Here is a 12,165-nt window from a genome sequence, read left to right as displayed (position 1 = left end):
AAACCTCACCGCCATTCAACCCGCTAGGGCACCCGACCAAACCGGCCAGGCTGGCAGCAAGCTGGCAATCATTGACTATAAAGAAGTAGTACAAACACGCTCTTGAGTTCTCAAACCACCACCACACCAGCAAGCCAACCCCCGAACCATCAGGAACCGGAACCCGCCGTGCCGAGCGGCAACAGGTGAATAACTTACACGACAACCAAAACAAACGCAAATCAGGGCGCGAAAGACTCTGGGAAACGGCATCATAGCGCGCCTCCCTCGGCGTGTCGCACAGAGCCATTTTAATCTTCCAACGCTCTGCTACGCACAACATACGCCTTCAACGTGTCCTTGGATTGAACAAATCCAGAAATATGAGACACATTCTCGTCAATTCAGGAAGTATCGCGTCCGAATCCATCACCTCCCGTTCATCGAAACCGGGTATACCTGTAGTCATGACTAAGAAAATCGCAGTATTGACCGGCGCTGGCATCTCGACTTCTGCCGGCATTCCTGACTTCCGCGGACCGGATGGTGTTTGGACCAAGCACCCTGAGCAAACCAGCGTCTATGACATCGACTTGTTTATGGCCAACAAGGAGGATCGCGAATACTCCTGGCGTTGGCAGAAAGAGTCACCGGTATGGAATGCACAACCGGGCGCCGCACATAAGGCACTAGTCAAACTCGAGAAGGCCGGCATGCTCACCTTGCTGGCTACGCAGAATTTCGATGCATTGCACGAGAAGGCAGGCAATAGCCCAGACATCATTGTCAACCTGCACGGCACCATCGGTACTTCGCATTGCATGAAGTGCCACCAGAAGTACAACACCGCGGACATCATGGCGCGGCTGGATGAGGAACCTGATCCGCACTGCCATCGCAAGCTCAAGTACCACGGCGATATGCCATGCAACGGCATCATCAAAACGGATGTGGTGTATTTCGGCGAAGCGCTGCCGGACGGCGCGATGGAGAAGTCGTACGACCGTGCCACCAAGGCTGACGAACTGTGGGTTATCGGCTCCACATTGGAGGTGTACCCGGCGGCAAGCATCGTGCCGGTCGCCGCGCAGGCGGGCGTGCCAATCACCATCATGAACATGGGACGCACGCAGTATGACCGACTGGCCACGCGACTGATTCACGAAGACATCGCAGTGGCGCTGCCCAAACTGGTGGATGAGACGATTGCGGCAGCACAGTAATCGATAATCGCCTCGTATTGACACTACGCCGAACGTAGTATTCGCAGAACAGAGCGAAGGGCTGTGGCGTGATGTTTCCGACCGTAATCTCAGCCGAACGGCCTTGATTATGTCGGGAATATCGTGCCACAGCCTTTCGCGGCTATCACGCGCAAAATGAGTTATCAGTAAATGCGCTTGGGCTGGAAGCCGGCTTCCTTGAGCGCGGCAAGGATACGATCGATGTGGTCCGGGCCGTTGGTCTCGACCGTGACGCCGAGCGACACCGCGTTGGTGTAATGGCCGGATGCCTTGAACTGATCGTGATCAAGGGCAATCACGTTCGCACGTTCCTTGGCGAGCAGCGTAGCAACCTTAACCAGCTGGCCCGGCGTATCGGGAAGCTCGACCTCGAAGTTCATAATGCGGCCGCGGGCAATCATGCCCTTTTGAATCACGGCACCCATCGTGACCGTATCGATGTTGCCGCCGGACATAATCGGCACCACCACATGCGGGCCGGACGCGGCAGCAAACTTGCGGGAGCGCAGGTTCAAGTGCTCCAGCGCGGCCAGAGACACGGCACCGGCGGCCTCGACCACAAGCTTGTGCTTTTCGAGCATGAGCAGAATCATCTCGTTGATATCTCGCTCGGTAACAGTGACGAGATCATCAAGGAATTCATTGAGCAGCGCATACGGCAGGTCGCCCGGGTGCTTGACAGCGACGCCTTCCGCGGAGGTCACCACCTGATCGGCTTCGGTGACGCGGCCGGCAGCGAACGAGTTCTTCCAGGCAAGGCTGCCTTCCGGAATGGCGCCGATCACACGCACTTCCGGCTTGAACGTCTTGATGGCGAGCGCCACGCCGGCGCCGAGGCCGCCGCCGCCAAGCGGCACGACCACGTCGGTGACGTTCGGCACATCTTCGAGGATTTCCAAGCCAATGGTGCCCTGGCCGCAGATAACCTCGTAGTCATCGAACGGCGGCACGTAAATCATGCCTTCGGTTTTGGCGAGTTCGGCGGCATGGGCGGCGGCTTCATCGAACACATCACCGTAGAGCACCACGTCGGCGCCATAGGCCTTGGTGGCATCCACCTTGAGCGGCGGGGTGATCTGCGGCATGCAGATGGTGGCCTTGGCACCGCGTTCGCGAGCGGCATATGCCACACCTTGGGCGTGGTTGCCGGCGGAAGCGGTGACGATGCCGTGAGAAAGCTGCTCTTCGGTGAGGGATGCGATCTTGTTGTAGGCACCGCGAATCTTGAACGAACCGGTGACCTGGAGGTTTTCGGGCTTCAGGAGAATCTCATGGCCCGTCATTTCACTCAACGTTGGGGAGGGAATGATTTCCGTGTGGCGGGCGGTGCCCTTGAGTCGTTCGGCGGCGAGCTTCAGTTCCGCTGCGTGATCACGTTGCAGCGCTTTCAAAACGTCCTTTTGTTCCATAGTGGGTAATTGTAGGCGGCGGACCGCCGAAGAACGCTGGATATCTCGATATCTCGCTTATGAGGGGTTGATTTCAATGTTGAAAGACATCTATCTGCTTTACGAGGGGTTCCTATAGCGCAAAACCCTGAGTATGAACGCTGATATTGCAACATTCATACTCAGGGCTCACGCGATATACAACCCCTTGTAAAGGAGATAGACCTTCCGGTAGGCGGAAATCAACCCCTCGCAGGCGAGATACCTATCTGTTGGCCGGTTTACCGCTGGCCGCCAGCCAATTTACAGCTGGATGACGGCGGCCTCCCACGGGTCGAGCTCGTTGTTGGCGAGGGATACGACCGTGTGGCTAGCGTCATAGTTGCTGATCAGCACATCCGGCTCGGTGACGCCAGCTGCGGCCAGTTCGGCGGCATCGTGCGGCAAATCGACCGTACGGCCAGACAGGTTGACCACCACCAGCAAGCGATCCTTGCCCAGCGTACGGGTGAAGGCGTATACGTGCTCGTCGTCGGCGTCGATGAGGTTCCACTCGCCGGCGGCAATCACCGCCTTCTCGTGACGCAGTGCGATGAGCTGCTTGTAGAACGAGTAGACGGAGCTCGGGTCGTCGAATTCGCTGGCCGCGTTGATTTCCGCATGGTTCGGATTCACGGAAATCCATGGTTCAGTGGCGGCATCCGGCGAAGTGAAGCCGGCGTACTTCGAACCATCCCACTGCATCGGGGTACGGGCGTTATCGCGGCCGATGAGCTCGAGGGCGTCCATCATCGATTCAGGAGTTTGAATCTTGGCCTCTTCCACACGTTGACGGTAGGCGTTCAGAGCCTCCAGATCACGGTACTGATCGAGGCTCTTGAAGTGTGCGCCAGTCATACCGAGCTCTTCGCCCTGGTAGATGTATGGGGTGCCGCGGTGCATGTGGAGCAGCAGACCGAAGGCCTTGGCGGACAGCACACGGTTCTCCTCGGTGGTGTCATCGCCCCAACGGGAGACCACGCGTGGCTGATCATGGTTGCAGAAGAACAGGCTGGCCCAGCCGGCGTTCTTTACGGCCTCCTGCTGACCGGCCATCTTCTCGCGCAGGTTCTTGACTTCGAACGGCACAACGTCCCACTTGGAAGTCGGCTTCTGGTCCACACCAACGTGGTCGAAGAGGAACAGCATATCCAGTTCGCGGTTGGCTGGGTCAGTGATGTGCTCGTTGCGGGCCGGGACCACGCCCGGAGCCTCGCCCACGTTCATGTAGCCCTCGCGCTTCTCGAAGACTTCACGACGCATTTCAGCAAGGAACTCATCCACGCGCGGACCGTCCGAGCACCACGGGAACGGGGAAGAATAGCCCTCAGGACCAACCGGGTAATCCTCGATTTCAGAGCCCGGTTCGCCCGGCAGCTTGCCATTCTTATCGATGGTCTTAGAAATCTGGGTGATGACGTCCATGCGGAAGCCGTCGATGCCGCGATCCATCCACCAGTTCATCATGTCGTACACGGCGTGACGCACAGCCGGGTTCTCCCAGTTCAAATCAGGCTGCTTCTTGGAGTACTGGTGGAAGAAGTATTCGCCACGCTCCGGGCAGTATTCCCAAGCGGACCCACCGAAGTAGGAGCCCCACTGGTTCGGCTCAGCCCCCGGGGTGCCGGGTTCGAAGCCCGGACGGGCCGGACGCCACCAGTACCAGTCGGCATGTGGGTCGTTCTTGTCCTTGGAAGCCTGGAACCAGGCGTGCTCGTCGGAGGTGTGGTTCACGACCAGATCCATCACGATCTTCAGACCACGCTTGTGGGCTTCGGCCAGCAGCTCGTCCATGTCTTCGAGGGAGCCGAAGAGCGGATCGATGTCCTGATAATCGGAGATGTCGTAACCGTTGTCGTCCTGCGGGGACTTGTAGACCGGGGACAGCCAGACCACATCTACGCCGAGATCGGCCAAGTAATCGAGGCGCGAGGTGATGCCTTTGATATCGCCCAGGCCATCGCCATTAGTGTCCTGGAAGGAGCGCGGGTACACCTGATAGACCACGGCGTTGGACCACCATGGATTCGGGGTGGCGCCGTTGGTACGAACGGAATCGGGGATTTCGATGCGCTGTGCGTTAGTCATCGTTGTGGCCTTTCTGGTAAATCATCATTGATTATTACTGCTTGGTAATTATTGAAACAGCCCGATGGTTTTATTCCCATCGGGCTGTTTAACGGGCGTGCCGGAAAGTAATTACGGACGGGCTCCGCCCGCAATCTGATTTTTGGTCTCTCCCTCAGTCAGCTTCGCTGACAGCTCGTCCTGCAATTACGGATGGGCCTTGCCCATAGTTTTACGGCTTGACTACGTCAAGCACCTCACCTATAAACAGCCCACCGGGCTGTTTATTTAACGGCTCGGTCCCATCAGAGGGAGCCATCTTGTGCACTAACCTAGTTGCCTTTACTTAACGGCGCCTCTCATCACACCTCCAACAACCCACTTTTGGGCGAAGACGTAGACGACGAGGATTGGGGCCATGGCCATCAAGTAGCTGGAGAAGGCCATCGGATAGTTGGTGGCGAACTGGGAGCTGAAGACGTACTGGGCCAACGGAATCGTCTGGTTCGACTGGTCAGTCAAAACGATCAACGGCAGGAGGAAGTCGTTCCATGCCCACAGCGCGGTCAGGATGGCAATGGTGGCGTTGATCGGGCTCATCAGCGGGAAGATGATGGTCCAGAAAATACGCCAGGTGGAAGCGCCATCGATGCGCGCCGCCTCTTCCAAGGAGACCGGAATCGAACGAATGAATCCAGTCGCGATAAACAGGTTGGTGCCCAAACCGAGCACGGTGTACAGGATGATCAGACCAATCTGATTGTCCAAGTGCAGGGAGCCCATCTGCTTGGCGATCGGCAGCATGACGACCGGGAACGGCACGAACATGGCGGCGATGAAGAAGTAGTACAGGAAGCGGAAGAAACGCTTATCCATGTTTCGGGCCACAGCGTACGCCACGAAGGTGTTGGTCAGCAGCGTGAGCACCACGGCGGCAACCGTAATGATCGCGGAGTTGAGCGCAGCCTTTGGATAGTTGACTTTGGCGGAGGCGTCGGCGAAGTTGCCCCACTGCCATGAGGTAGGCAGGGCGAACGTGCCGGCTTCGGCCGGGGTCTTCAGCGCGGTGACGACGGTGAAGTACAGCGGCACCAGAATCGTCAGCGAGAGCACGGCCACGGCTGCGGTCAGCCACCAGTTGATGTTGTGGTCCTTGCGGAACCCGGACTTAGGAGACGAAGTAACGGTTGCAGTAGTCATAATGAATCCTCTCCCCGCGTGAATCAGATCTGTTCCTGGTTGCGGGAGATGCGCAGCTGTACGAAGGCGATAATGGCCAGAACGATGAAGAAGAGCACGGCGTTAGCGGTCTGGTAGGCATATTCGCCACCGGTCAGGCCGCCCTTCCAGATGAGGTAGGTGACCGTTTCCGTGGCCGAGTTCGGGCCGCCATCGGTCAATGCCACCACCTGGTCGAACGTGCCGAGCGCGTTCTTCATGGAGAGTACGAGGTTGATGGTGAAGAACGGTCCAATCAGCGGGAAGGTGATCTTCCAGAACTTCTGCCAAGCGTTGACGCCATCGATGGCGGCAGCCTCATAGATTTCGTCGTCAATGGTCTGCAAACCGGCGAGATAGATGAGCACGGAGTAGGCCACACCCTGCCACACGGCGAGGAAGACGATCGGAATCCAGCTCAGCTCCTCGTTGGTCAAGAGCGAGGTAGACAGCCATTCGATGCCAAGCGCCTTGCCGAGTTCAGGCAGCGGGTTCATGAAGATGTACTTGAACACGTAGCCGATGACCAGCACGGAGAGGGTGTAGGGCACGAAGAAGATCGCGCGGAAGCCGTTCTTGAAGGCAATCTTGGAGTTCAGCAGCACCGAGAGGAACAACGCGATGACGTTGATGAGCACGGTGATGGCCACTGCGATAAGCAGCGTGAACAGGTAGGCGTGGCCTACGCGATTATCTTGGAACAGGGCGATGTAGTTCTTGAAACCGATGAACTTGTAGTCGCCGTAGCCCTGGGAGTTGGTGAAGGAGTACTTCACACCGTCCACGAACGGCAGGTACAGGAAGAAGGCGAAGATGATGGCGGCGGGCACAGCCATCCAGTAGTAGGCCGGGTCAACCTTGCGCTTGGAGAAGGCATCCACCTTCTTTTTGGCGGGCTTATTTGCGTTAGACATGATTTACTCTCCTCTCCTACTCGTCACTCGAAGGTCCTGGCCTGGACCTTGTCCCATTCGGTCTGCATCTGGTTCAGGAATCGGTCGGTGTTGCCGGAGGTGACCATGGTCTGCAGGTAGCCGCCGATGTTGATGGATGAGGGGATGTAGTGGTCGCAGAAGTCGGCCAGACGGTTCTCCTCGAAGAACGGACGCACGGTCTCGAGCGCGGAGTTGCCGAAGTAGGTGTCCTTGAGCGGGGTGATGGCGGACTGGGCGTCGGCGTAGGAATCCAGCTGCTCCTTCTGCATCATGAATTCCACGAGCTTCATCGCCTCAGCCTTGTGCTTGGTGTTGGCACCGATGGTCAGCATCACGTCGTCGCCCGCGGTGAGGATCTGCTCGCTGGCATCATCGGTGGCCGGCATCTGCGCAAAGCCAAGGTTGATGTCTTTGTTGATCAGCAGAATCTGCGGAATCGCGTAAGTACCCAGCGGAATGATTGCTGCCTTGCCCTGCGCGAAGCTCTGCGTGCCCTGCTGATAGGTGACGCCGGTGTCTTCGGTGGAGTAGGTGAACAGTTCGGCTTCTTTCTCGACCGTGGTCTTCCATAGTTCCTGGAAGGTGGTCTTGCCTTGCTTCAGCTCGGTGTACTTGGTTTCAGGAACCAGGGTGCCGGCGAGCGAGGCGAGCGGAGCCTGCGTGGTCCAAGCATCGGCCACGGAACCTTGCAGCGGGTTGATGCCAGCGGCCTTGAACGTGTTGAGCATGTCAGTGAACTCACTCCAAGTGGTCGGCGGGTTCTCCGGATCGAGGCCGACCTGCTTGAAGAGGTCCTTGTTGTAGATGTAGCCGGAGGCGTTGCCGGCGAATGGCAGGCCGTACAGGCGCTTCTTGGCTGGGTCGGTGGTCTGCACCAGGTTCTTGGCGATGTTCACCATGCCGGGGTTGAGTTCGTCCACGATCGGCTCGTCGGTGAAATCGTAGAAGACGCCGGATGCGGCGAACATACCGAAGCTGATGTCGCCGTTGAAGGTGATGACGTCCGGCACACGGTTCTTGACGAAGCGGGTGCGCAGATCGGTCTGCGCGTTGGCGGAGTTGTTGATGTTGACCTTGATGGTCGGGTTCTGCTTCTCAAAGTCCTGCACGATGGCCTTGAACGTGTCTGCGGCCTCGGACTTGAACTGGAAGAAGTCGAGAGTGACGGTTCCTGCGGTGCTTGAACCGCAGCCTGCCAGGCCAAAGCCCACAGCGAGCGCGCACACCGTTGCGGCCACGCGCACGCCTAAACGCTTCAGTCTGGAAGTTGGGTACAGGGAATCTGACAGCATTGCTGACTCCTTTGTCTTTCCTTCCACCACTAGCTCCAATGCCAGTGGCAATTCCTCCACTCTCAAAGGTAACGATTTCGGGTTTTCATTCCCAGCGTGCGCGAGCCTGCTTGCGCACGAAAGTAAAAACGCGGTATTTTGTGATTAACGCAATTAATTCTTTCGCAAAGGGGCATGAGTTGGCTGATTCCAATGCGATTCCACAATGGTTTTCCGGTTCTGAACATACGCATCGCGTAGCTGCGGCTGTGGCACAGTATGGTCCGATTGCTCGCACCACGTTGGCGCAAATGCTGGGACTGAGCCAGGGGGCGCTCTCCCGCATTACCAGTGATCTGATTTACGCTGGGGTGATTGAAGAGCTGCCAGCGAGCGCAACCGCCGGTCGAGTCGGCAAATTGCCGGAACGTTTTATACCGAAGGAAAGCTCGGATAGGCGCGGCCGGCCGCAGACTTCGCTGGTACTGTGCTCCAATGCGCGCACATTCGTAGGCGTGAAGGTGCACGGCACGTCGATTGTGTCCGCCGCGGTGAACGCTCATGGCGAGGTGGTGTCCGATCGTCATGAACTGCCGATCGGCGAGGATCAGTCGCCGGAATATGTGGCGGATGCGATTGCCCAGCTGACTGCCGCCTGCTCGGATGATGTTGCCGCGGCCGGCCTGCCCTCTCCCACTGCGGTCGGCGTGGCTGTGGGCGGTCATGTGGTGGATGATTCCGTAGTGACGTTTGCGCCGTTCCTGCATTGGGACGGCCCGACGGATTTGGGCGCAATGGTCGGGAACGCTACCGGACTGCCCTGTGGGGTGTTCAATGATATTGATTCGCTCTTAGTGGACGCCTCCTGGTTTGGCCCAGGCGTCGGCCTGGATATGTTCGCCGTGGTGACAATCGGCGTAGGCGTGGGCTATTCATTGGCTGTGCATGGCGAGCCGGTGAGCTACCCGGATAAGAGCTATGGCCTGGTGGGTCATGTGCTGGTGGATCCGGAGGGGCCGCGCTGCGTGAGTGGACATATCGGCTGTTCGCAATGTCTGACTGACGATTCCATCGCCGAGCAATATTCCGCGATTGTGGGTAGGCCGGTGACGTTTGAGGATTTTGCCCGTGACGCTCGCGCCCGGGTGCCGCAGGCTAACCAGTTGGTGCATCGCACCTGCTTCCGATTGGGTGCTTTGGTAGCGATGGTGGCGAATATCGCCATGCCTGGGCATGTGATGATTGCCGGCGAATCCGCGTTTTTGGCCAAAATCGGCACTGATTCGCTGCGTGACGGTATTCGGTATTATCGCCATAGCCAGACCCAGCCTGTGAAATTCACGATAGTGAATCACGACTGGCAGCTATGGGCCAAGGCCGCTGCCAGCCGCGTCATCGTGAAGCATATTGGCTGATTTATCGGTGTATTAGCTGATTCACCGGCGTATTGGACGATTTATCAGTGCATTAGACGCGACATCGTCCATATATTCGCCCCTCCGCCTATTTCACTGTAGGTTTTTGAACACTGACTGTAGGTTTTTCAACGGTCACTGTAGGTTTTTGAACGAATTTCGTTCAAAAACCTACAGTCAGTGTTGGAAATCCTACAGTCTATAGAGCTACCGCTTTGAACAGGACGGCCTGCTGGGGGTGAAGGGACGGCGGACGGATGCCGTAACGCTGCAGGGCTTCGCCGGTCATCACCACACCATCTCCGTTCCACCAACCGAGCGGGCTCTGACCATTGGCTAAGCCGGTCAGGTCGAGGCTCGGGTCGAGCGGGCTCACACGGTAGCGGCGGTCAGGGTCAAGCCCGGGGAGCCGAACCGGAGCTGCCGGGTAGGTCTGCCCGGTGGTCAGCTGCGTGAAGCGGTAAATCGCGGCATCCCGGCTCGGCATCACCATGCCGTCCAAGCGCACGGCCGGATCGTTGGCGTCCGCATGCACGCAGGTGTCGATGGCGAACCAGTCGCGATGCTTCTTGAACTCGGCCACCCACACGGCGAGCTTGGCAAGCGCGTCCTCCGGCTCCTTGAGCAGGTTCCATTCGATGCCCATGTGGCCGAAGAACGCCATCGCCATGCGCAGCTCCTGGCTGGTGGCGCGTTGCGTGGAGTGGGCCGGGCTGGCACCCACATGTTCACCCATCATGGCAGGTGGCACCAGCAACGAGGTGTAGCGCTGGATGTCCGCACGCTCCACCGGGTCCACGCAGTCGGACGCCCAGATACGGTCGGCGTATTCCAGAATGCCGAGATCCACACGGCCGCCGCCGGACGAGCAGCTTTCGATTTCCAGACCCGGATGATTGAGCTTCAACCCTTTGAAGATCTCATATACGGCGAGCGTCTGCGCATGCACGGCCGGGCGGCCGGAGTAACGGGAACCGGGCTCGGTTACCAGCTTGTTGTGATCCCACTTGATGTAGTCGATCCTGAGCTCGCCGACCAACGAATCCATTGCATGGAATACGTAATCGAATGCTGTGGGATTGGTCAGGTCAAGCACCTGCTGGCTGCGGCCCTGCATCGGCAGGCGTCCGGCCGTGGGCGAAAGAATCCAATCAGGATGGGCACGCACCACATCGGAATCAATATTGACCATTTCCGGCTCGAACCACAGGCCGAACTGCATGCCCTTACCGTGCACATAATCGGCAAGCGACTTCAGCGACTTATCGCCGTCCGGCCAGACGTCCTGGGAAATCTGCCAATCGCCAAGGCCCGAGGTATCGTCGCGGCGGGAGCCGAACCAGCCATCATCCACCACGAATCGTTCCACGCCGGAGGCCGCGGCCTTGTCGGCGAGCGCGGCCAGCGTATCGAAGTTATGGTCGAAGTAGACGGCTTCCCACGTGTTCAAAATCACCGGGCGGCCCTTGGCGAACAGACGCGGGTGGCGGGAACGCACATAGGCGTGGAAGCGCGCGGCGATTTCGTTCAGGCCGTCTCCGAACGAGCCGAACAACCATGGCGTCGCATAAGAGCTCTCGCCCTCATCTTCACCCTGCGGGGTCAGGGTCACTTCTCCGCCAAACAGGAGCTCGCCACCGCCGATGATACCCTGCGTGTATGGCAGACGTTCGGCGGAAAGCACGGAGTTGCCGCTCCAGCCCACATGCACGGAGTAGGCCTCGCCATGTTCGAAGCCGAAACCGGGTACACCGGCGGTGAGCAGCAGGCTGGCATCGAAATCCGGGCGGCCGGCGAGCTGCGGCTTTTCGAATCGGCCGATGGTCAGCGGCTGACGCTGCGGGCTGCGTTCGCGCAGATGATGGCCGGTGGTCGTGAGGATTTCGCCGGCCAGCTCAGGCACCGGGAATCCAAGTTCGATTTTGCCGACTTCAAGGTTGGCGGCCACTGAATCCTCGGCATTTTCCGGTGTTCCAAGGTTGGTGACGGTCGCCTTCTGGCGAACCAGGCCACCGTCGAACAGCTCGAGTCGCCATGCGATGGCGATGCCGTTTTCCTTGTCTTCGGCAGCGACCACAACGCCCGGCACGTGAATCGGGCCGGTGGTGCGGGTGTGGCCGGTCACGTCGGTGTAGCCGTCGGCACTGGTGGCATCAAGCGATGCGTCGAGCACACCGTCGGTTTCGATATCGGTCACGGTGAACTTCGGGAACAATTCGATGCCGGCGCGGCGCAACACCACGCGCGGCTCGCCGATCCAGCTTTCAGCTTGCGTGGGCAGCACGGACGGCCATGCGGTGTTGTCGAGCGCACCGGAGACGCGCTGCGGTTTCAGCGCATCATAGGCATCAAGCAGGGTTTCGGGGTTGGCGAGCGGGCGGCCCCAGTGCACGATGCGCGGCAGCTCGCTTCCCGCGAAAATCAAGCCGATTGCCACATTGGCGGTGGGCTGGGCGAGGTAGACGGCGGTGAGCTGGGTGCCATCCGCCGCGGTACCGGTGAAGGTCAGCGTTTCGTTGTGAGCCATAGGTCTCGTGTCTCCTTTGACGTTGCTGGTTTGCGCGTTCTGTACTGCTGATTCGATGGTAGAAAGAATCGAATATGTTGAC

8 protein-coding genes are annotated in these 12,165 nt (G+C 58.7%); 2 read left to right on the top strand and 6 right to left on the bottom strand.

Features of this window, described 5'->3' with window-relative positions:
* Nucleotides 1-446 precede the first annotated feature (446 nt).
* Complete coding sequence (locus F7D08_RS09230; protein ID WP_152210340.1) at nucleotides 447-1,202, top strand: Sir2 family NAD-dependent protein deacetylase; 756 nt, start codon at nucleotides 447-449, stop codon at nucleotides 1,200-1,202.
* A 164-nt stretch (nucleotides 1,203-1,366) separates the two neighbouring features.
* Here F7D08_RS09230 and ilvA read toward each other — a convergent pair whose 3' ends face one another.
* From ilvA to F7D08_RS09205, 5 genes are all read right to left on the bottom strand, one after another.
* Nucleotides 1,367-2,632 (bottom strand): threonine ammonia-lyase, encoded by a 1,266-nt coding sequence (gene ilvA, locus F7D08_RS09225; RefSeq protein WP_152210339.1) that lies wholly within the window; start codon nucleotides 2,630-2,632, stop codon nucleotides 1,367-1,369.
* Between the two features lie 282 nt (nucleotides 2,633-2,914).
* The gene (locus F7D08_RS09220) at nucleotides 2,915-4,738 is read right to left on the bottom strand and encodes a glycoside hydrolase family 13 protein (RefSeq protein ID WP_152210338.1); all 1,824 of its coding nucleotides are present in this window, start codon (nucleotides 4,736-4,738) and stop codon (nucleotides 2,915-2,917) included.
* 321 nt (nucleotides 4,739-5,059) lie between these two features.
* Nucleotides 5,060-5,917 (bottom strand): carbohydrate ABC transporter permease, encoded by an 858-nt coding sequence (locus F7D08_RS09215; protein WP_152210337.1) that lies wholly within the window; start codon nucleotides 5,915-5,917, stop codon nucleotides 5,060-5,062.
* Nucleotides 5,918-5,940: 23 nt separating this feature from the next.
* The gene (locus F7D08_RS09210) at nucleotides 5,941-6,849 is read right to left on the bottom strand and encodes a carbohydrate ABC transporter permease (protein WP_152210336.1); all 909 of its coding nucleotides are present in this window, start codon (nucleotides 6,847-6,849) and stop codon (nucleotides 5,941-5,943) included.
* Nucleotides 6,850-6,872: 23 nt separating this feature from the next.
* A complete protein-coding gene (locus tag F7D08_RS09205; protein ID WP_152210335.1) occupies nucleotides 6,873-8,162 on the bottom strand; it encodes an ABC transporter substrate-binding protein in 1,290 nt (429 codons plus the stop codon).
* A gap of 179 nt (nucleotides 8,163-8,341) precedes the next feature.
* On the opposite strand from F7D08_RS09205, the gene F7D08_RS09200 reads away from it, so the two are divergent.
* Complete coding sequence (locus F7D08_RS09200; protein WP_152210334.1) at nucleotides 8,342-9,556, top strand: ROK family protein; 1,215 nt, start codon at nucleotides 8,342-8,344, stop codon at nucleotides 9,554-9,556.
* Nucleotides 9,557-9,755: 199 nt separating this feature from the next.
* Here F7D08_RS09200 and F7D08_RS09195 read toward each other — a convergent pair whose 3' ends face one another.
* The gene (locus tag F7D08_RS09195; protein WP_152210333.1) at nucleotides 9,756-12,083 is read right to left on the bottom strand and encodes an alpha-galactosidase; all 2,328 of its coding nucleotides are present in this window, start codon (nucleotides 12,081-12,083) and stop codon (nucleotides 9,756-9,758) included.
* Nucleotides 12,084-12,165 lie beyond the last annotated feature (82 nt).

This window comes from Bifidobacterium cebidarum (assembly GCF_009193305.1).
Taxonomy (GTDB): domain Bacteria; phylum Actinomycetota; class Actinomycetes; order Actinomycetales; family Bifidobacteriaceae; genus Bifidobacterium; species Bifidobacterium cebidarum.
Note: the sequence above shows the minus strand (reverse complement) of the source record. Positions and strands in the feature narration are given on the sequence as shown.